The following is a 21,854-nucleotide window of genomic DNA, read 5'->3' as shown; positions in this document are numbered from 1 at the left end:
AATTCCACCATAAAAATCCGTTTTAGACTAATTTCCACTTTGGTCAGGCAAGTGGAAGTTACTTTGAGAAGTTAGCTTATACAAATTTTTATTTTATAATATCAGAAAATGCTTTTTTTTTTTAGCAAATATGATACAATTTTATTTGAAAAAAATAAAAAGGAGATTTTATTATGAAATCAAAAACACTTGCTTTAATTAGTGGTATCGTCGGTCTTGTGGGAGGAATTTTACTTCTTATTGGTCCTTTTGTCTTGTTGGGAACAGCGGTAAATACAGCTGCTACAACTCTTAATGGAGGAGCTACTGCAGGGGCTGTTTCAGGTGTTGCCTTACTCTTGAATGCCTTGAAGATTGCAAATCTTGTTCTTGGTATCATTGCTATTGTTTACTATAAAGGAGATAATCGTGTAGGTGCAGATCCGTCTGTACTAATGATTGTTTCTGGTGGAGTTAGTCTCATTCCATTCTTAGGATGGGTTGGGGGAATTCTTGCTATTATTGGAGGATCTCTATTCCTTGCAACATTGAAGAAATTCAAATCAGAAGAATAAAAGGTGTTTTGGCATGAAAAAAACAAAACATTTTCTCGGTCTAGGAGTAATTCTATTATCTGTTTCTCTTCTCGCTGCATGTGGAGCACAAAATTCAAAGACTACTTCAACAAGTAATGATGAGAAGACAGTAGCAACATCTAATACCTCAAAAGAAACAATCACTCTTGATACACCGGTTGTAACAGACGATGCGATTGAATCAATACGTACTTATGCAGATTATATAGATCTTTATAAAAAGATTTTTGATGATTATTTTACTAAAGCTGAGGAAAGTTTCAAAGGCACAGCTATGGAAAATAATGAGTCGTTTACCAAACTAAAAGAGTCAACTCAAAAATTATTCGATGCGCAGAAAAAAATATATGATTTGCTAGGGTCAACTGAGATTAAGGAAGATGATAAATCAAAATTGTCTCAACAATTGAAAGACTTTAGAGACAATTTGCAAAAACAGTTGAAAACTTTGACATCTCAACTACAGTAAGATAGAAATTTTTTTGTAGTAATTGAGAATAATTGGTTAAATTACACCCCAAATGTTAGAAATTGGGGTGTTTTTTAAAGATTAAATAATGAAGATAGAATAGAAATTATCAAAAACAATGTGATTGTCAAACAGTCCTTTCCTTTTTGGTTTTGACTAGCTTTTTTGTGAAAAATTGTGTAAAATAGAATAGATAAACGAGGGGAAACCTCGGAAAATTTAAAGGAGAATCCATCTAATGGTAAAATTGGTTTTTGCTCGCCACGGTGAGTCTGAATGGAACAAAGCTAACCTTTTCACTGGTTGGGCTGATGTTGATTTGTCTGAAAAAGGTACACAACAAGCGATTGACGCTGGTAAATTGATCAAAGAAGCTGGTATCGAATTTGACCAAGCTTACACTTCAGTATTGAAACGTGCGATTAAAACAACAAACTTGGCTCTTGAAGCTTCTGACCAATTGTGGGTTCCAGTTGAAAAATCATGGCGTTTGAACGAACGTCACTACGGTGGTTTGACTGGTAAAAACAAAGCTGAAGCTGCTGAACAATTTGGTGATGAGCAAGTTCACATCTGGCGTCGTTCATACGATGTATTGCCTCCAAATATGGATCGTGATGATGAGCACTCAGCTCACACAGACCGTCGTTACGCTTCACTTGACGACTCAGTTATTCCAGATGCTGAAAACTTGAAAGTGACTTTGGAACGTGCCCTTCCATTCTGGGAAGATAAAATCGCTCCAGCTCTTAAAGATGGTAAAAACGTATTCGTAGGAGCTCACGGTAACTCAATCCGTGCCCTTGTAAAACACATCAAAGGTTTGTCAGATGACGAAATCATGGACGTGGAAATCCCTAACTTCCCACCATTGGTATTCGAATTCGACGAAAAATTGAACGTAGTTTCTGAATACTACCTTGGAAAATAAAAAAATGTAAGTCTAGAATTGATTTCTAGGCTTTTTATGTTAGTATGGAAGTATGATAAGGAATAAAAAACAAGATTATGTATTGGCCTACAAGCAACCAGCATCAACAACATATAAGAGCTGGGAAGAAGAGGCCTTACCGATAGGCAATGGTTCTTTAGGGGCAAAAATATTTGGGCTTATAGGGGCTGAGCGGATTCAATTTAATGAAAAAAGTCTCTGGTCTGGAGGTCCACTTCCTGATAGTTCCGATTATCAGGGTGGAAATCTTCAGGATCAGTATGGTTTTTTAGCTGAGATTCGGCAGGCTTTGGAAAAGAGAGATTACAATCGGGCTAAGGAACTGGCTGAACAGCACCTAGTCGGGCCAAAAACGAGTCAATATGGGACCTATCTGTCCTTTGGGGATATTCACATTGAGTTCAGCCAGCAAGGTACGACTTTGTCTCAGGTGACGGACTATCAGAGACAGCTGAATATTAGTAAGGCACTTGCGACGACTTCTTATGCCTATAAGGGAACGCGATTTGAACGTGAAGCCTTTGCCAGTTTTCCAGATGATCTCTTGGTTCAACGTTTTACTAAGGAAGGGTTGGAAACTCTAGATTTTACTATAGAACTATCCTTGACCCGTGATTTGGCTTCTGATGGAAAGTATGAACAGGAAAAATCTGATTACAAGGAATGCAAGTTGGACATTACTGATTCTCATATTTTGATGAAGGGAAGAGTTAAGGACAATGACCTGCAGTTTGCTAGCTGTTTATCTTGGCAAACAGATGGGGATATTAGAGTTTGGGCAGATAAGGTTCAGATATCAGGAGCCAGTTATGCCAATCTTTTCTTGGCAGCTAAGACGGATTTTGCCCAAAATCCTGCTAGCAATTATCGCAAGAAACTAGATTTAGAGCAACAGGTGATAGACTTTGTGGACACAGCTAAAGAAAAGGGCTATGCCCAATTGAAATCAAGGCATATTGAGGACTACCAAGCCTTATTCCAGCGTGTTCAATTGGATTTGGGAGCTGATGTAGACACATCCACTACAGATGATTTTCTAAAAAATTATAAGCCACAAGAGGGGCAGGCTTTGGAGGAGCTGTTTTTCCAGTATGGGCGGTATTTATTGATTAGTTCTTCTAGAGACTGTCCAGATGCTCTACCAGCTAACCTACAAGGGGTCTGGAATGCGGTCGACAATCCTCCTTGGAATTCGGACTATCACTTGAATATCAACCTGCAGATGAATTATTGGCCAGCCTATATTACCAATCTTCTAGAGACGGCCTTTCCGGTCATCAACTATATCGATGATTTGCGTGTCTATGGTCGCATAGCGGCTGCAAGGTATGCAGGAATCGTCTCTCAGAAAGGTGAGGAGAATGGTTGGCTGGTTCATACTCAAGCGACTCCCTTTTGTTGGACGGCACCTGGTTGGGATTACTATTGGGGCTGGTCACCAGCTGCCAATGCGTGGATGATGCAAACGGTTTATGAAGTCTATTCATTTTATAGGGATCAAGACTATCTCAGGGAGAAAATTTATCCCATGTTGAGGGAAACGGTTCGTTTTTGGAATGCTTTTTTACATGAGGATAAGGAAGCGAAGCGATGGGTATCTTCTCCATCTTACTCGCCAGAACATGGGCCGATTTCGATTGGCAATACCTATGACCAATCTCTGATTTGGCAATTATTCCATGATTTTATTCAGGCTGCTCAGGAATTGGGGCTGGATGGGGATTTGTTGACTGAGGTCAAGGAGAAGTTTGATTTGCTTAATCCTCTTCAAATCACTCAATCTGGTCGAATCAGGGAGTGGTATGAGGAGGAAGAGCAGCATTTTCAAAATGAGAAAGTGGAGGCCCAGCATCGGCACGCTTCCCATCTGGTGGGCCTTTATCCTGGCAATCTTTTTAGCTATAAGGGACAAGACTATCTTGATGCGGCGCGTGCTAGCCTCAATGATCGTGGAGATGGCGGAACAGGCTGGTCCAAGGCTAATAAGATCAATCTCTGGGCGCGTTTGGGAGATGGCAATCGAGCCCATAAATTATTAGCAGAGCAGTTAAAGTCATCGACCTTGCCAAATCTTTGGTGTAGCCACCCTCCTTTTCAGATAGATGGTAATTTTGGTGCTACTAGTGGCATGGCAGAAATGTTACTCCAGTCTCATACAGCTTATCTGGTACCTCTAGCCGCCCTACCCGATGCATGGTCAAGAGGTTCCGTTTCAGGCTTAGTGGCACGTGGATATTTTGAAGTGAGCATGAGTTGGGCGGATAAAAAACTCTTACAGTTGACCATTTTATCAAGGAGTGGAGGAGATTTGCGAGTCTCTTATCCAGATATTGAAAAAAGTGTGATTGAAGTGAATCAAGAAAAAATAAAAGCGAAATGCATGGGGAAAGATTGTATTTCGGTTGCAACAGCAGAAGGCGATCTGGTTCAATTTTATTTTTAAGAAGATGTTAGAAGGCAGTGGTTTGATACTGTCTTTTAATAAGGATTTGAGAATGTAAGCAGTTTCCAACTAGTTGAAAAAGCGTTATAATGGTAGTAGGAAGTAATTTGTTTGAGAGAGGGTGGGTCTTATGACTTATATTGAGATGAGACACTGTTACAAGCGTTATCAGGTTGGGGATACGGAGATTGTGGCCAATCGTGATGTGAATTTTGAAATTGAAAAAGGAGAGCTAGTGATTATCCTTGGTGCGTCTGGTGCAGGTAAGTCAACGGTTCTTAATCTTCTTGGGGGAATGGATACCAATGATGAAGGGGAAATTTGGATTGATGGTGCCAATATTGCAGATTATAGTTCCCACCAGAGAACCAATTATCGTAGAAATGATGTCGGTTTTGTTTTTCAGTTTTATAATCTAGTTTCCAATCTGACCGCTAAGGAAAATGTGGAACTGGCCTCAGAAATCGTGACAGATGCCTGGGATCCTGAGCAGGTCTTGACAGATGTAGGTCTGGCTCATCGTCTCAATAACTTTCCAGCCCAGCTTTCTGGAGGGGAGCAACAGCGAGTCTCCATTGCACGCGCGGTAGCCAAAAATCCTAAAATTCTCCTTTGTGACGAACCGACAGGCGCCTTGGATTATCAGACGGGCAAGCAGGTTTTGAAAATCCTCCAAGACATGTCTCGTAAAAAGGGAGCGACGGTGATCATTGTGACTCACAATGGAGATTTGGCGCCCATTGCTGATCGCGTGATTCATATGCACGATGCCAGTGTCAAGGATGTGGTGATGAACCAGCATCCTCAGGATATCGACAGTTTGGAGTACTAGCATGATCAAGCGAAAAACCTATTGGAAGGACTTAATTCAGTCCTTCACAGGCTCCAAGGGGCGTTTTTTATCCATCTTGACCTTGATGATGTTGGGATCTCTAGCCCTAGTGGGCCTCAAAGTAACTAGTCCTAATATGGAGGCGACAGCTAATGCTTATTTAACAACTGCTCAAACCTTGGATTTGGCGGTTATGTCTAACTATGGTTTGGATCAAGCAGATCAAGAAGAACTAGAACAGATAGAGGGCGCAGAGGTTGAGTTTGGCTATTTGACAGATGTGACTATGGATAATGGGCAGGATGCCATTCGGCTCTACTCCAAACCAGAGCGAATTTCAATCTTTCAGCTCAGAGAGGGACGACTCCCTCAGACAGGACAGGAAATTGCTTTAGCCAGTCATTTGCAAGGTCAATACAGTGTGGGACAGGAGATTAGCTTTAAAGAAAAAGAAGGCAGTCATTCCTCTTTAAAAGACCATACTTATACCATTACTGGTTTTGTGGATTCAGCTGAAATCCTCTCTCAGCGAGACATGGGCTACGCAGGAAGTGGAAGTGGGACTTTAACCGCTTATGGGGTGATTTTACCTAGTCAGTTTGATCAGAAAGTCTACAATATAGCTCGTTTAAAATATCAAGATTTAGCAGGCTTAAATGCTTTTTCAGTAGCTTATGAAGAAAAATCCAAGCAACATCAGGAAGACCTTGAACAAGCTCTATCAGATAATGGCAAGGCACGTTTGCAACTCTTGAAAAAAGAAGGCCAGGAGTCTCTAGACAAGGGGCAAGAGACCCTTGTCAAAGCTGAGGCTAATTTGCAGGAAGGCAAGCGTCGTTTAGCAACTGCTCGAGTTCGTTTACAAGCTCAGGAAAGTCAACTAGCCTTGCTTCCTCAAGCTCAGAGAGATCAAGCCAGTGCTCAACTTACCCAAGCCAAGCAGGAATTGAGCAATGAAGAGGACAAACTAAAGCAGGCTGAACAAAATCTAGCCCAAGAAAAGGAAAAATTAGAAAAACATCAGCAAGTCTTGGATGATTTGGCTGAGCCAAGGTATCAAGTCTATAATCGGCAAACCATGCCTGGCGGTCAAGGCTACCTCATGTACAGTAATGCTTCAGCCAGTATTCGGGCAGTGGGCAATATCTTTCCTGTAGTGCTTTATGCCGTAGCGGCTATGGTGACCTTCACAACTATGACTCGTTTTGTGGATGAAGAGCGAACTCATGCAGGGATTTTTAAGGCCTTGGGATATCGTAGCAAGGATATTATTGTCAAGTTTCTCCTTTATGGTCTAGTAGCTGGGACTGTAGGAACAGCTCTAGGTAGCATACTTGGACATTATTTACTAGCCGGTGTGATTTCAAGTGTCATTACAAAAGGCATGGTGGTGGGAGAAACCCAGATTCAATTCTATTGGACCTATAGTTTACTGGCTCTTGCTTTGAGTTGGTTGGCGAGTGTGTTACCAGCCTATCTGGTGGCTCGTAGGGAACTTCATGACGAAACAGCCCAGCTTTTACTGCCTAAACCTCCTGTTAAAGGAGCTAAAATCTTACTGGAACGCATCGGTTTTATCTGGCGTCGTCTCAGTTTTACTCATAAGGTAACAGCTCGCAATATCTTCCGTTATAAGCAGCGGATGTTGATGACGATCTTTGGTGTGGCAGGTTCTGTAGCTCTGCTCTTTGCAGGTTTGGGAATCCAATCCTCTGTAGCAGGAGTTCCGTCTAGACAGTTTCAACAAATTCAACAGTATCAGATGATTGTATCTGAAAATCCTAGTGCGACCAATCAGGACAAGGCAGAGCTAGAAGAAGTGTTGAAAGGGCAAGATATCCAAGCTTATCAGAAAATCTATTCTAAAACGCTAGACAAGGATTTCAAAGGCAAGGCTGGTCTTCAAACCATTACTCTTATGGTGACAGATAAGGAAGATTTGACACCCTTTATCCATCTGCAACATCATCAGCAGGTACTTACATTAAAAGATGGCATCGTTATTACAGCTAAACTCGCCCAGTTGGCAGGTGTCAAGGTTGGGGAGAACTTAGAAATTGAAGGTAAGGAGCTAAAGGTCGCTGCCATTGCTGAGAATTACGTTGGGCACTTTATTTATATGAGTCAGACTAGCTATGAGCAAATTTACGGACAACTACCCCAAGCCAACACTTATCTGGTCTCTCTAAAGGATATCAGTGCTACTAGTATCGAAAGGCAGGCAGGCTTACTTATGAATCAATCTGCGGTGTCAAGCGTCGTCCAGAATGCTTCAGCCATTCGATTATTTGACTCCGTCGCCAGCTCCCTCAATCAGACCATGACCATCTTGGTCATCGTATCAGTTCTGTTGGCTATTGTTATCCTCTACAATTTGACCAATATCAACGTGGCTGAGAGAATCCGTGAACTTTCCACTATCAAGGTGCTCGGTTTTCATAATAAAGAAGTCACCCTCTACATTTACCGTGAGACGATTGTCTTGTCTCTTGTGGGAATCGTACTTGGTCTGGTCTCAGGTTTCTATTTACACCAATTCTTGATTCAAATGATTTCTCCTGCGACTATTCTCTTTTATCCGCAGGTAGGCTGGGAAGTCTATGTAATCCCAGTGGCAGCAGTAAGCATCATTTTGACCCTGCTTGGTTTCTTCGTCAATCATCATTTGAGAAAGGTTGATATGCTTGAAGCTCTGAAATCTGTAGAGTAATACTCTTCTAGAATCTCTTCAAACAACATTAGCTATATCTGCAACCTCAAAGCAGTGTCTTGAACAGCCTACGGCTAGCTTCCTGCTTTACTCTTTGATTTTCATTGAGTATAAGGTAGTTGTTTTTAGCTGATTGCCCTTGTATTTACACGTAAACAAAAATCCTCCGTTTCAAAGAGTAGGGAACTCTTTGTGACAGAGGATTTTTTCTATAGGGCTTTAGCAGCTGCAATTGCGGCTTCGAAGTTTGGTTCAGAGTTGATATTGTCCACGTATTCAACGTAGCGAATCGTATTGTCAGTATCGAGGACAAAGACTGCGCGTGCCAATAAGTGCCACTCATTGATTAAGAGGGCATAATCACGTCCAAAGGATTGGTCGAAATAGTCTGAAAGCATGATGGCATTTTCAATACCTTCAGCCCCACACCAACGTTTTTGGGCAAAAGGTAGATCCATTGAAACAGTCAAGACAACTGTATTATCCAGTCCAGCCAGTTCTTCATTAAAACGACGCGTTTGAGTTGAGCAGATGCCTGTATCGATAGAAGGCACGACACTCAAGACTTTTTTCTTCCCATCAAAATCAGCTAGAGATTTTTTAGAAAGGTCTGTTGTAGTGAGAGAAAAATCAAGCGCCTTGTCGCCGACTTGTAGTTGTTTACCTGTAAAGCTCACAGGATTTCCGAGAAAAGTTACCATAAGATACTCCAATCTTTTTTCTTCCATTGTAGCTGAAACAGTCAGAATTTTCCAATGATTTGACCGGAAATGTGAGCATAGAAAAAACGCCAGCTCATGTGAGAATGACGTTTTTCAGAGGCTTATACTCAATGAAAATCAAAGAGCAAACTAGGAAGCTAGCCACAGGTTGCTCAAAGCACCGCTTTGAGGTTGTAGATAGAACTGACGAAGTCAGTAACATATATACGGCAAGGCGACGCTGACGTGGTTTGAAGAGATTTTCGAAGAGTATTATTTTGCCAATCCTTCAGCAATCTTATCAAGGTTGTATTTCATCATGTTGTAGTAGCTGTCGCCTTCTTTACCTTGTTCTGCGATTGAGTCAGTAAAGATTTGTGCGTAGATTGGGATGTTTGTGTCTTGTGAAACAGTCTTCATTGGACGGTCATCCACACTTGATTCTACAAAGAGTGAAGGAGTTTTTGTTTGGCGAAGTTTTTCAACCAAGGTCTTGATTTGGTCAGGAGTTCCTTCTTCTTCAGTGTTGATTTCCCAGATGTAGGCACTTGGAACACCGTAGGCTTTAGAGAAGTATTTGAAGCATCCTTCGCTGGTTACGATGAGTTTTTTCTCAGCAGGAATGTTGTTAAATTTCTCTTTAGCTTCCTTGTCAAGTTTGTCTAACTTATCAGTATATTCTTTGAGATTTTTTTCGTAGAATTCCTTGTTGCTAGGGTCTTTAGCGCTCAATTGTTTTGCGATGTTTTTAGCAAAAATCATCCCATTTTCAAGGTTAAGCCAAGCGTGCGGGTCTTCTTTACCTTTTTCGTTTTGGCCTTCAAGGTAGATAACATCAACGCCTTCGCTGACTGCAAAGTAGTCTTTGTTTTCAGTTTTCTTGGCATTTTCTACCAATTTTGTAAACCAAGCATTGCCACCTGTTTCAAGGTTGATCCCGTTATAGAAAATCAAATCAGCTTGAGAAGTTTTCTTGACGTCTTCAGGTAGTGGCTCGTATTCGTGTGGGTCTTGGCCAACAGGAACGATACTGTGAAGATCAATCTTGTCACCAGCAATATTTTTAGTAATATCAGCGATGATTGAGTTTGTAGCAACAACTTTTAGTTTTTGACCAGAAGCTGCATCTTTTTTTCCACTAGTACATGCTACAAGAGCAATGACGGAAAGAAAGAGAACGAGTAATGTACCTAATTTTTTCATTAGATCCTCCAATTTAGTGGGGTTTTGCCCCTTATTTTAACAAATGTTTATTTTTCAGTTTCAAATATCGTTGTTTTGGAGCGATAAAGAAGCTAATGAGAAAGAAACTAGCGGCTGTAAGCACGATACTAGAACCTGCCGCAACGTTAAAGCTATAGCCGATAAAGAGCCCCAAAACTGAAGCTGTCGCTCCAAAGGTTGAGGAAAGGAAAATCATGCTTTTCAGACTATTAGCATAGAGATAAGCAGTTGCAGCTGGGGTAATCAGCATGGCTACAATCAGGATAGTTCCGACACTTTGCATGGCTGTCACAGATACGAGAGTCAGGAGTACCATGAGAAGGTAGTGATAGAAATTGACAGGCATTCCCATGGCTTTAGCCAAGAGTTCATCAAAGGATGTTATCAAGAGTTGCTTGAAGAAAATCCAGATTAACAAGAGAATGGCTGCCCCCACACCCATAGTAATAAACATATCCGTATCTTGGACGGCCAGGATATTACCAAAAAGGATATGGAAAAGGTCAGTTGAACTTTTAGCGACACTAATCAAGATGATACCGAGGGCTAAGAAAGAAGAAAAGGTAATGCCGATGGCGGTATCGCTTTTGATAATCGAGTTCCCCTTGATGTAGGTAATGATGATAGCAGCTAGTAGTCCAAAGACAATGGCTCCGATGAAGAAGTCAAGGCCCAAGATAAAGGAGAGGGCTACACCTGGCAAGACAGCATGTGAAATGGCATCTCCCATGAGTGACATCCCGCGTAGGATGATGAAACATCCCACAGCTCCAGCTACGACCCCGATGACAATGGCTGTTATCAAGGCATTTTGTAAGAAATGGAATTTTTGCAATCCATCGATAAATTCTGCAATCATAGGTCACCTCCATTGAAAAATAGTCGATTACCGTAAGCTTCTTTGAGATTGGCTTCGGTAAAGGTTTCTTTGGTTGGACCAAAGGCAATCACTTCTCGATTGACAAGCAAGACTTGATCGAAGTAGTGGGCAACCTTGCTGAGGTCGTGGTGGACGATGAGAACCGTCTTCCCAGCTTTTTTCAGATCTCTCAGCGTATTCATGATGATTTCCTCACTAACAGAGTCAATCCCAACAAAGGGTTCATCCAAGAGGATATAGTCGGCTTCCTGCACCAAACATCTGGCAATCAAGACCCGCTGGAACTGACCTCCAGACAGTTGACTGATTTGACGTTCAGCGTAGTCAGCTAGACCGACAATTTCAAGGGCCTCTTGCACTTTCTTCCAATGTTTAGCCTTTAAACTTCGAAAGAGAGGGATAGAGGGAAAGAGTCCTAGCGAGACACATTCCTTGACCTTGATGGGAAAGTTGTAGTCGATATTGATTTTTTGTTCGACATAGGCGATTCGATGTAAGGATTTTTTAACTTCCTTGTCATCGAGAAATGCCTGACCTTGATGTGGGATAATTCCCAGCATCCCTTTTAATAATGTTGATTTCCCAGCACCGTTTGGACCAATAATACCGGTAATTGTTGGTCCGTGGAGCACTAGTGAAATATCCTTAAGTGCCAACGTTTCTTTGTAGGAGACACTGAGGTTTTCGATACGTATCATAAACTTGTATTCCTCCTGCCTCTTAATATACATTAAAAAAAAAATTAAGTCAAGTTAATTTTTAAAAAAATTAAAATAATAACTGAGAAATGATGGCAAGAGAAAGTTCATTTTTAATTGCATTCCCAGTTAATTTTTGTTAAGCTAAAAACAAGTACAAATGAAAGCGAGAACAAGATGATACGTTATCAAGATGATTTTTATGATGCAATCAATGGAGAATGGCAACAGACAGCTGAAATTCCAGCAGATAAGTCTCAAACAGGAGGTTTTGTTGATTTAGATCAGGAAATTGAAGACCTGATGCTGGCGACAACAGACAAGTGGTTGGCAGGAGAAGAGGTGCCTGAGGATGCTATCTTGGCGAACTTTGTCAAATACCACCGCCTAGTTCGTGACTTTGATAAGAGAGAAGCTGACGGTATCAAACCTGTCTTACCACTCCTTAAAGAATTCCAAGAATTGGAGACTTTTGCGGATTTTACAGCTAGACTAGCAGAGTTTGAACTTGCAGGAAAACCTAACTTCCTACCTTTTGGTGTATCGCCAGACTTTATGGATGCCAGAATCAACGTTTTATGGGCTAGTGCTCCAAGCACGATTTTGCCAGATACGACCTACTATGCTGAAGACCATCCTCAACGTGAGGAACTCTTGACTCTTTGGAAAGAAAGTAGCGCAAATCTCCTCAAAGCTTTTGATTTCTCTGATGAAGAAATTGAAGACTTGTTAGAGAAAAGACTAGAATTAGACCGCCGAGTTGCGGCAGTGGTGCTCTCTAATGAAGAAAGTTCAGAGTATGCTAAACTTTACCATCCATATGCTTACGAAGATTTCAAGAAATTTGCGCCTGCCCTACCTTTGGATGACTTCTTCCAAGCTGTTCTTGGACAAGCACCAGACAAGGTTATCGTAGACGAGGAACGTTTCTGGCAAGCAGCAGATCAATTCTATAGTGAAGAGGCTTGGCCTCTCCTCAAGGCAACCTTAATTTTAAGTGTTGTTAATCTTTCAACCAGCTATTTAACAGAAGAAATCCGTGTCTTATCAGGTGCCTATAGCCGTGCGCTTTCAGGAGTCCCAGAAGCCAAAGACAAGGTCAAGGCAGCCTACCAGCTAGCACAAGGTCCTTTCAAACAAGCCTTGGGTCTCTGGTATGCCCATGAAAAATTCTCTCCAGAGGCCAAGGCAGACGTAGAGAAAAAAGTGGCAACCATGATTGATGTCTATAAGGAACGTTTGGCTAAGAATGACTGGCTGACTCCTGAAACTCGTGACAAGGCCATCGTCAAACTCAATGTCATCAAGCCTTATATCGGTTACCCAGAAGAATTGCCAGAACGCTACAAAGACAAGGTAGTGGATGAGACTGTTAGTCTTTTTGACAATGCTCTAGCCTTTGCGCGTGTGGAAATCAAGCACAGTTGGAGCAAGTGGAACCAGCCTGTAGACTACAAGGAATGGGGCATGCCTGCTCATATGGTCAATGCCTACTACAATCCACAGAAGAACCTGATTGTCTTTCCAGCGGCTATTTTACAAGCACCTTTCTATGATTTGCATCAGTCATCTTCTGCTAACTACGGGGGTATCGGGGCGGTTATTGCCCATGAAATTTCTCACGCCTTTGATACCAACGGAGCTTCCTTCGATGAAAATGGTAGCCTCAAGGATTGGTGGACAGAGAATGACTATGCTGCCTTCAAGGAGAAAACACAAAAAGTTATTGACCAGTTTGATGGACAAGATTCTTATGGAGCAACCATTAACGGTAAATTGACTGTATCAGAAAACGTAGCTGACTTGGGAGGAATTGCTGCAGCGCTTGAAGCAGCCAAGAGAGAACCAGACTTCTCAGCAGAAGAATTCTTCTACAACTTCGGTCGCATCTGGCGCATGAAAGGTCGACCAGAATTTATGAAACTTTTGGCTAGCGTCGATGTGCACGCACCAGCCAAACTCCGTGTCAATGTGCAAGTACCAAACTTCGATGATTTCTTTACAACCTATGATGTCAAAGAAGGAGACGGTATGTGGCGTTCCCCAGAAGAGCGCGTGATTATTTGGTAATGAATCCAATCTAATACTAAAATCTGTAAATCTGCATAGGATGGGCTAAAGAGGTTAACATGAAGAAATTTTTAATGATGCTTTCAGCTATTCTTACTATTTTTATTTTAGCATCTTGTGGTGCAAACAAAAAAGATGAAAAAATAGAACCTTCGGCAACACAATCATCTTCGACCAAAGAGGAACATAAGGAAACCTCTACGAAGTCAGAGAGCCAAACTAGTACAAGTTCTTCAATTGCAACGCCGTCAACAACAATGGAAAAGAAAAGTGAAACAGGAAAAGATTTGTACGAGGGAGTAATAGAGCGGTACAATCATTTTACAGACCTTTTAAAGCAAGGGAATAGAGAAGATTTATACGAGGAAAATAAACAACACAAGATTACATCAGAAGAATATGGCATGATTTTCTCTCGAATGGATTATCAAAATGCACCAGACTTTAAATATGCCCTTGTTGATTTGAATAAGGATGATCAAGCCGAGTTGCTTATTGGGGACGAAAAATTTGTTTCAGCCATTTATTATTTAGAAAATAAACAACCTAAGTTGCTTCACACAGCTTATGTAGCTTCTGCAGGTGGCTTTCGTTCCAGTTTAGTCATTTATGAAAATGGCCAAGTCATATATGCAGACTGGCAGTCAACACGACCAGAAATGAACTTAAGCCTTTATGCCTTTAATAAGGACGGAGTGCAGAAGATTAAAGAAGGGACTCTCCAAATTGGTGGGAATCAAAAGCCAGAGCAAGTCTTAGAGATTTCTTCTAATGAAGTTGATTTAGCTAAATTTGATTGGAAAGAACTCGAGCGGGTCAACTAGTACTTGATAAAATTTAAAACTAGGCTAGATTCTGACGTCATAAAATAGCAGTACACAAAAACCAAGGATAAAAAATTCCTTGGTTTTTTTGCGTACTAGAAGAAAGGATTGAAGGTCTTTTCTTATTTTAAAATTCATAGTAAAATATCCCTCTGTATCAAGATAACAGGAGGATTTTTATGTCTCAAAAGACTATCAACATAGGCTACGCCCGTGTATCTACTCATAAGCAAGACCTAGGATTGAAAGTGCGAATCGAAGCTCTCAAACATTGCGATAAACTTTTTATAGAAAAGGAATCTGGTTCAAATAACACTCGTCCTGAACTTACAAAGGCTTTAAAACTGGCCTCTGACTTTTCTAAAGATGGCAAGCAGGTTACTTTCACTATCTATAAGTTAGATAGACTGACTCGATCTATGTTTAAGCTACTAGAACTTATTGAACTATTTAATGAATCTAATATTCACCTAGTCAGTTTGCATGAAAAACTAGAAACAGGTTCTCTTATTGGCAGGTTACTTTGCATCATTTTAGGCTTTGTGGCAGAAAATGAGCTGGAAAATCTGAGGTTTCGCACAAAAGAGGGACTTCGAAAAGCTAAGGAAAATGGTGTTAGATTAGGAGCAAAACGGATTTCAAAAGAAAAGGAGGAGCGGATACTTAACAAATATCTACATTCAGATATAAGCATACGTAATATTGCAAAAACTGAACAAATTTCTACATCAACCCTATATAAAGTGTTAGAACGTAATAAAGTGGCGAACAATCGTCAAAAAAACGGAAAATCATTGCTAAAAATAGGGAAAAATGGTAGAATGAAGCCGTAAATTTGTTTCGATTAACGACCGTTAAACGATACACAAAAAATACCAGTCTAATACAGGTTAAAAACACTGTTAAACTCGCATTTTTTAAAATATTCATATTGTTGTTTTGACTGTTTTATCAAACGGTCGTTACGCGATACAGTTAGTTCCCTATCTCTAAAGGAGATAGCTAGCTTTTGGTAACAAAAAACTTAAAAATCATTAAGATATGTAATAGTATGATAGCTGTATTGTTCAGTTAATGGATGAAGGTTCATTTAAGGCTTCTATCAAGGACATTAAATGTTTAGAGAATGAGTTGGCTCAAAATTTTGCTTTTGTGGTCTTGAAAGGAAGTTGATTTTGTCATTTTATAAGCCTAAAAAGGCAATTTTATATTCCTGAGGAGGAAAAATTATGAATAAACTCACTAAACTAGGTATTGTTACCTTTTCTGCTGTCACTCTTAGTGCTGTAGTGCCAACTTTGGTGCATGCCGAGGAAAACCTTGCACCGCAGCCAAATGTTGCTGCTAAACCTAATACCACTCAACCAACACCCAAAGATCCGCAACCAATGGAAACTGAAAAACCTACTGAAATTTCAAAACCAGTTGAAACAGTCAAGCCAACTGAGCAGCCGAAACCAGTTGAGAACAAGCCGGTTGAAAATAAACTAGCTGAAACACCCGTTTCAACTCCAAAACCAGCAGAAAACCCTCAACCAGAGGTTAAACCTGCAGAGCAACCACAACCTGCTAAACCAGTAGAACCAGCTGAAAATGCTGGATTGCCAAAGGTTCCTTATCGAAACGACCAGCCAAAACGTTGGTTTAATAACGGAACAGGGCGTCCTACTCTAACAACAAACGACCTTGCCGTTCCACTCCCTGCTGAAAATGTAGAAAAAACATCTTACGGTTGGTGGACAGCTGAATCAGACTTGCTTCATGCAGGCTCTCATATAAAAGTAAATACTTTTAATTCGAATTTCAATAATCCGATGTTCGAAAATGGTAAAGAGATAAAATTTAAAGGTAGCGGATTTGGAGATATGGACAGTAGGTTTAAACCTGCTCTTGTTCGAGTAAAAGTTCCAGAGTTGGAAGGAATGAACTACGAAGCTTATACAATCTTCTATGAAGTTCCTAATAAAAATGGAAAACCAACTTACGGAACAAATCGAACTCTCCAAGGTGGTGGTATCTTTTTGAATATCAAATCAAAAGAGAAGAAAGAAGATATCCAGGTTTATACCTTAACTAAGGATAAAAAACTAGAAGAACTTTATTATCAAGGATACCCAAGTGAAGAAACAAATCGCTATGATGAGAAAACTAAAACTCATTCATACAATCTATTTGGTGAAACCTATGATACTTACGTTTTCTTGTTTAAGAACCCTGCTGAAAAACCAGCTGAGCAAGTAAAACCAGAAGTTAAGCCAAGCGAACAGCCTAAGCCAGATAAGCAACCAAGTGTTCCTACCGTTCCAGCTGATCAACCACAGCCTACTAAACCAGTGCAACCAGAAGTTAAGCCGAGTGAGCAGCCTAAGCCAGACAAGCAACCAAGTGTTCCTCCTGTTCCAGCTGATCAACCACAGCCTACTAAGCCAGCGAAACCAGCAGAGAAGCCAAGTGAGCAACCTAAGCCAGACAAGCAACCAAGTGTTCCTCCTGTTCCAGCTGATCAACCACAGCCTACTAAACCAGCGAAACCAGCAGAGAAGCCAAGTGAGCAGCCTGTAAATCCAGTTACACCAGTTGCTCCAATAACACCGACAACTTCCGTAACTCCTACGCTTAATCCAGCCACCCCAAACAATACTCGTGTTCTTTCGAACAAAGCTGGAAGCGTTCGAGTGCATGGTTCAGAAGCAACACTCAAAAATGTCAGCTATATCAAGGTAGAAGAAACCAAGTCGACTTCACTTGAATCAAAAGACTACAAGGCATTCGACATTCATTTATATGACGCGAATGGTAAAGCTATCCAGCCAAACGGCATGGTTCTAGTAAGTCTTTCTGCTGATAAGCCAGTTGAAAATGTCTATTATGTTGCTCCAGACGGTACTTTACAGGCATTGAAGTTCAAACAAGATACAGATAAGGTGACTTTCGAAACTAACCACTTTAGTATCTATGCTATGACTTTTAAAGTTGCCGCAAGCCGTGATAACGGAGGTAGTACAACTCCTGTTCCAGTTGTAGATAGTAGTAATACTCCAACAACCACAGAACAAAAAGGAAATGACGCAAGTAGTACAAAAACTCAAGCTGATCCGTTAGCAACTAAGACTGAAACTATTTCGAAACAAGTAGCTAAGACTTTGCCAAATACTGGAGAAAATAACTCAATTCTCGCTACCCTATTTGGAATGTTAACTCTAACTGCTGGATTATTTAGCTTTCGTAAGGAGTCAGAATAACCCCAATTCATAGTTTATCTATCAATTATTTTAGACTGTGAAAAAATCAATTTGAGGAGATAATTTAGAAAATCTTTTCATGATATCTATTGTCATCATCTTTCTAGAAAAAAGGATTGAAGGTCTTTTCGTGAGCGATAGTAGTAGCTGGACCATGTCCTGGATAAACATCGTAGTTTGGTAGGGTGAAGAGTTGAGTCTGGATACTATAGAGGAGTTGCTCCATGCTACCAGTCGGAAGGTCGGTCCGTCCGATTGTTTCACGGAACAAAGCATCTCCTGTCAAGACTAGGTGAGCATCAGGAAATACTAGGGAAACACCACCGATAGAATGTCCTGGTGTTGGTAAGACAGTGAAACGAAATTCCTCTAGTTGGTATTCTTCATGAAAGACAAAGGTGTTCTCTGCAGGTTTTGCGACTACATCTGCCATATCATCGTGGCGAGGTAGCCCAGAGAGATTATCGACAGGAGTATAGAGCCAGCTGGCTTCGCTCTCTGCAATATAGACCGGAGGATTGCCAAAAGTCTTGCGAACCAAGTCCAGACTCATGATATGGTCATAATGAGCATGGGTCAGGAGAATAGCGCAGACAGGTTTGTTGATTTTCTCGATGGTCTGACGAATGGCTCCCCAATGGCTACCGGGATCGACGACGATGAGGTTCTTTTCGCCTTCCAAATAATAGGTATTTTCATAGGCAACAGGATTCACAGTTTTATGGATTTTCATATTAGCTCCAATCTCAAAGAATGTACTAAGATAAGTATATCACAGTTGGGGAGAATAGGTAAGGATTTAGAATGAACTTAAAAACCAGCATGACTAGATGAAGACAGGCTGGTTATCAATTTATCAATATTGGAGAGGTGTCAATTGCCCTTCATAGGTTGCATAAACTCCGTCATTAGCTTGTTTGATAGATGTGATATTTAGAGTGCCACCGTAGTTGGCTTCTCGTTTATCGCTATATTCACTATAAGTTATCCTATTGGGTAGGTTCTGGTCGTTAGCATAGTATTGAACGACTGTTTTTTTATAGCTTTGCTGGCTGAATAGAAACAGGCAGCAAACTCCTAATACTAGGAGAGCAAAGATAGAAATAGCAGTTTTTTTCATAGGTGTTCTCCTTATAAACTAGAGGATAAAAGAAAGTATCTTGAGGATTTTTAATTCCAAAATCCAGTCAAGCTACCAGTGTATGTGACACGAGTTCCATCGTTTATCTTTTGTATCTTCAATGGAATTGGGGAAGTCAGAAAGTCTTTCGGTTACAATATGGTTTCCGTTCTTCTATCTCTCCTTCTATCACCTAAGTTTAAAATCTAACTTCGTAATATATTATAGACTAATAATTCAGAATTATCAAGCAATTCTGAATTATTTTTTTCTTATTCTGTTCCAATCTAGTTTTCATATTCTTAAAAAAGTGATAAAATGGTAGGAAGAATTGGAGAGTAGAGATGCCAAAAGAAGTGAATTTAACAGGCGAAGAAGTTGTCGCTTTAACCAAAGAATATTTAACGGAAGAGGATGTCCATTTTGTCCATAAGGCCTTGGTCTATGCGGTGGATTGCCATAGTGGTCAATACCGCAAATCAGGCGAGCCTTATATCATTCATCCTATCCAAGTGGCAGGTATCTTAGCCAAGCTCAAGCTGGATGCTGTAACGGTAGCTTGTGGTTTCTTGCATGATGTGGTGGAAGATACAGATGCGACCTTGGACGATTTGGAAAGAGAGTTTGGTCCTGATGTGCGGGTAATCGTAGATGGGGTTACTAAGCTCGGTAAGGTCAAGTACAAGTCTCACGAAGAGCAGTTGGCTGAAAACCACCGCAAGATGCTTATGGCCATGTCTGAGGACATCCGTGTTATCTTGGTCAAACTGTCAGACCGCTTGCACAATATGCGGACCCTGAAACATCTTCGAAAAGACAAGCAGGAGCGTATTTCCAAAGAAACCATGGAAATCTATGCCCCGCTTGCCCATCGTTTGGGGATTTCCAGTGTCAAATGGGAATTGGAAGACCTGTCTTTCCGTTATCTCAATCCTACGGAGTTTTATAAGATTACCCATATGATGAAGGAAAAACGCAGAGAGCGTGAGGCCTTGGTGGATGAGGTAGTCACAAAATTAGAGGAATATACGACGGATCATCACTTGAAAGGGAAGATTTATGGTCGTCCCAAGCATATTTACTCTATTTTCCGCAAAATGCAGGATAAGAGAAAACGGTTTGAGGAAATCTATGACTTGATTGCCATTCGTTGTATTTTAGATACCCAAAGTGATGTTTATGCCATGCTTGGTTATGTGCATGAGCTTTGGAAGCCGATGCCTGGCCGCTTCAAAGACTATATCGCCAACCGCAAGGCCAATGGTTACCAGTCTATCCATACGACTGTTTATGGGCCAAAAGGGCCGATTGAATTCCAGATTCGAACCAAGGCCATGCATGAGGTGGCTGAGTATGGGGTTGCGGCTCACTGGGCTTATAAGAAAGGCATTAAGGGGCAGGTCAACAGCAAGGAATCTGCTATTGGGATGAACTGGATCAAGGAGATGATGGAGCTCCAAGACCAGGCCGATGATGCTAAAGAATTTGTTGATTCAGTTAAGGAAAACTACCTGGCTGAGGAGATTTATGTCTTTACTCCAGATGGAGCTGTTCGTTCCCTTCCAAAAGATTCAGGTCCAATTGACTTTGCCTACGAAATTCATACAAAGGTTGGTGAAAAAGCAACTGGTGCTAAGGTCAATGGTCGTATGGTTCCACTGACAACCAAACTTAAGACCGGGGATCAGGTTGAAATTGTCACCAACCCCAACTCCTTTGGGCCGAGCCGTGACTGGCTCAATATGGTCAAGACCAGCAAGGCGCGCAACAAGATTCGTCAGTTCTTTAAAAACCAAGATAAGGAACTTTCTGTCAATAAGGGTCGTGAGATGCTGATGGCTCAGTTTCAAGAAAACGGCTATGTGGCCAATAAATTCATGGACAAGCGCCACATGGACCAAGTTCTACAAAAGACCAGCTACAAGACAGAAGAATCCCTTTTTGCGGCCATTGGTTTTGGCGAAATCGGTGCTATTACCGTCTTTAACCGTCTGACTGAAAAGGAACGCCGTGAAGAAGAACGTGCCAAGGCTAAGGCGGAAGCAGAAGAACTTGTCAAAGGTGGCGAGGTCAAGGTTGAGAACAAAGAAACCCTCAAGGTTAAGCATGAGGGTGGAGTGGTCATTGAAGGTGCCTCAGGTCTCCTAGTGCGGATTGCCAAGTGTTGTAATCCTGTTCCTGGTGACGATATTGTTGGCTATATTACCAAGGGGCGTGGTGTGGCTATTCACCGTGTGGACTGTATGAACCTGCGTGCTCAAGAAAACTACGAGCAACGTCTCCTTGATGTGGAATGGGAAGACCAGTACTCTAGCTCAAATAAGGAGTATATGGCTCATATCGATATTTATGGCCTCAACCGTACAGGACTGTTGAACGATGTGCTACAAGTTCTTTCAAACACAACTAAGAATATCTCAACGGTCAATGCTCAACCAACCAAGGATATGAAATTTGCTAATATTCATGTATCTTTTGGTATTGCTAACCTCTCGACGCTAACCACGGTTGTGGACAAGATTAAGAGCGTACCAGAGGTCTATTCTGTCAAACGAACCAACGGCTAATTGTCCTAGCTCTTAACTAGAAAGGCTATTATGAAAATCATTATCCAACGGGTAAAAAAAGCCCAAGTGAGTATCGAAGGTCAGGTTCAGGGAAAAATCAATCAGGGGCTCTTATTGCTGGTTGGTGTTGGACCAGAGGACCGAGAGGAAGATTTGGACTATGCTGTGAGAAAGCTTGTCAACATGCGGATTTTTTCAGACGCAGAAGGCAAGATGAACCTGTCTGTTAAAGATATTGAAGGAGAAATCCTTTCTATTTCTCAGTTTACCCTCTTTGCGGATACTAAGAAAGGCAATCGTCCAGCCTTTACAGGTGCAGCCAAACCTGATGTGGCATCATACTTTTATGATGCTTTCAATCAAAAATTAGCGCAAGAAGTGCCCGTTCAGACAGGCATCTTTGGAGCGGATATGCAGGTTGAGTTGGTCAATGACGGACCAGTCACCATTATCCTTGATACTAAAAATAGAGGCTCTATAATATTTGTAGTGGGTAAATCCCCTATAGATATTATGGAGCCTATTTTGTTGTAGAAAAAAAGTCCCA

The 21,854-nt window shown here is 41.1% G+C and carries 17 protein-coding genes and 1 pseudogene; 12 read left to right on the top strand and 6 right to left on the bottom strand.

What is annotated here, in order from left to right; translation table 11 throughout:
• Nucleotides 1–173 precede the first annotated feature (173 nt).
• The 6 genes from N8M09_RS10620 to N8M09_RS10595 all read left to right on the top strand — a co-directional run bounded on the left by N8M09_RS10620 (nucleotide 174) and on the right by N8M09_RS10595 (nucleotide 7,981).
• Nucleotides 174–554, top strand: a complete 381-nt coding sequence (locus N8M09_RS10620; RefSeq protein WP_261065139.1) for a hypothetical protein — start codon at nucleotides 174–176, stop codon at nucleotides 552–554.
• Between the two features lie 13 nt (nucleotides 555–567).
• Nucleotides 568–1,044 carry a hypothetical protein gene (locus N8M09_RS10615; protein WP_261065137.1) on the top strand — a complete coding sequence of 159 codons (477 nt, stop codon included), beginning with the start codon at nucleotides 568–570 and terminating at the stop codon, nucleotides 1,042–1,044.
• Between the two features lie 238 nt (nucleotides 1,045–1,282).
• The gene (locus tag N8M09_RS10610) at nucleotides 1,283–1,975 is read left to right on the top strand and encodes a phosphoglycerate mutase (protein WP_000240129.1); all 693 of its coding nucleotides are present in this window, start codon (nucleotides 1,283–1,285) and stop codon (nucleotides 1,973–1,975) included.
• Nucleotides 1,976–2,027: 52 nt separating this feature from the next.
• Nucleotides 2,028–4,439 carry a glycoside hydrolase family 95 protein gene (locus tag N8M09_RS10605; protein WP_261065136.1) on the top strand — a complete coding sequence of 804 codons (2,412 nt, stop codon included), beginning with the start codon at nucleotides 2,028–2,030 and terminating at the stop codon, nucleotides 4,437–4,439.
• Nucleotides 4,440–4,569: 130 nt separating this feature from the next.
• Nucleotides 4,570–5,271, top strand: coding sequence for an ABC transporter ATP-binding protein (locus N8M09_RS10600; RefSeq protein WP_261065135.1), 702 nt, complete (start codon nucleotides 4,570–4,572; stop codon nucleotides 5,269–5,271).
• Nucleotide 5,272: 1 nt separating this feature from the next.
• Nucleotides 5,273–7,981: an ABC transporter permease gene (locus N8M09_RS10595; protein WP_261065134.1), complete on the top strand. Its 2,709-nt coding sequence runs from the start codon at nucleotides 5,273–5,275 to the stop codon at nucleotides 7,979–7,981.
• A 209-nt stretch (nucleotides 7,982–8,190) separates the two neighbouring features.
• Here N8M09_RS10595 and tpx read toward each other — a convergent pair whose 3' ends face one another.
• The 4 genes from tpx to N8M09_RS10575 form a co-directional block, all read right to left on the bottom strand.
• On the bottom strand, nucleotides 8,191–8,682 hold the full coding sequence (gene tpx / locus N8M09_RS10590; protein ID WP_057487168.1) for a thiol peroxidase: 492 nt from the start codon (nucleotides 8,680–8,682) through the stop codon (nucleotides 8,191–8,193).
• 273 nt (nucleotides 8,683–8,955) lie between these two features.
• Entirely contained in the window at nucleotides 8,956–9,885 is a 930-nt protein-coding gene (gene psaA / locus N8M09_RS10585) for a metal ABC transporter substrate-binding lipoprotein/adhesin PsaA (protein ID WP_045611179.1), read from the bottom strand.
• Between the two features lie 31 nt (nucleotides 9,886–9,916).
• On the bottom strand, nucleotides 9,917–10,765 hold the full coding sequence (locus tag N8M09_RS10580; RefSeq protein WP_000559776.1) for a metal ABC transporter permease: 849 nt from the start codon (nucleotides 10,763–10,765) through the stop codon (nucleotides 9,917–9,919).
• Complete coding sequence (locus N8M09_RS10575) at nucleotides 10,762–11,484, bottom strand: metal ABC transporter ATP-binding protein (RefSeq protein ID WP_000619145.1); 723 nt, start codon at nucleotides 11,482–11,484, stop codon at nucleotides 10,762–10,764. The genes N8M09_RS10580 and N8M09_RS10575 overlap by 4 nt, the downstream gene beginning before the upstream one ends.
• Before the next feature lie 177 nt (nucleotides 11,485–11,661).
• Between N8M09_RS10575 and pepO the strand changes: the two genes are divergently transcribed.
• The 4 genes from pepO (at nucleotide 11,662) to N8M09_RS10555 (ending at nucleotide 17,620) form a co-directional block, all read left to right on the top strand.
• Nucleotides 11,662–13,554 (top strand): endopeptidase PepO, encoded by a 1,893-nt coding sequence (pepO, locus tag N8M09_RS10570; protein ID WP_261065133.1) that lies wholly within the window; start codon nucleotides 11,662–11,664, stop codon nucleotides 13,552–13,554.
• Between the two features lie 59 nt (nucleotides 13,555–13,613).
• Entirely contained in the window at nucleotides 13,614–14,378 is a 765-nt protein-coding gene (locus N8M09_RS10565; RefSeq protein ID WP_261065132.1) for a hypothetical protein, read from the top strand.
• Nucleotides 14,379–14,557: 179 nt separating this feature from the next.
• Nucleotides 14,558–15,211 (top strand): recombinase family protein, encoded by a 654-nt coding sequence (locus N8M09_RS10560; RefSeq protein ID WP_261065131.1) that lies wholly within the window; start codon nucleotides 14,558–14,560, stop codon nucleotides 15,209–15,211.
• 396 nt (nucleotides 15,212–15,607) lie between these two features.
• Nucleotides 15,608–17,620: an LPXTG cell wall anchor domain-containing protein gene (locus N8M09_RS10555; protein WP_261065130.1), complete on the top strand. Its 2,013-nt coding sequence runs from the start codon at nucleotides 15,608–15,610 to the stop codon at nucleotides 17,618–17,620.
• 103 nt (nucleotides 17,621–17,723) lie between these two features.
• Here the strand turns inward: N8M09_RS10555 and N8M09_RS10550 are convergent, their stop codons facing one another.
• Both N8M09_RS10550 and N8M09_RS10545 read right to left on the bottom strand, forming a co-directional pair.
• A complete protein-coding gene (locus N8M09_RS10550; RefSeq protein ID WP_261065129.1) occupies nucleotides 17,724–18,353 on the bottom strand; it encodes an MBL fold metallo-hydrolase in 630 nt (209 codons plus the stop codon).
• A gap of 123 nt (nucleotides 18,354–18,476) precedes the next feature.
• Nucleotides 18,477–18,686: a hypothetical protein gene (locus N8M09_RS10545; RefSeq protein ID WP_314726071.1), complete on the bottom strand. Its 210-nt coding sequence runs from the start codon at nucleotides 18,684–18,686 to the stop codon at nucleotides 18,477–18,479.
• A gap of 398 nt (nucleotides 18,687–19,084) precedes the next feature.
• On the opposite strand from N8M09_RS10545, the gene N8M09_RS10540 reads away from it, so the two are divergent.
• Together N8M09_RS10540 and dtd are read left to right on the top strand one after the other, a co-directional pair.
• A complete protein-coding gene (locus tag N8M09_RS10540) occupies nucleotides 19,085–21,307 on the top strand; it encodes a RelA/SpoT family protein (protein WP_261065127.1) in 2,223 nt (740 codons plus the stop codon).
• Between the two features lie 30 nt (nucleotides 21,308–21,337).
• Nucleotides 21,338–21,778: pseudogene (dtd, locus tag N8M09_RS10535) on the top strand (D-aminoacyl-tRNA deacylase); the annotation flags it as partial.
• Between the last annotated feature and the right edge of the window lie 76 nt (nucleotides 21,779–21,854).

The organism is Streptococcus mitis, assembly GCF_946190375.1.
GTDB classification, from domain to species: domain Bacteria; phylum Bacillota; class Bacilli; order Lactobacillales; family Streptococcaceae; genus Streptococcus; species Streptococcus mitis_CJ.
The sequence above is the reverse complement of the archived record's forward strand: the minus strand, read 5'-3'. Positions and strand labels throughout refer to the sequence as shown.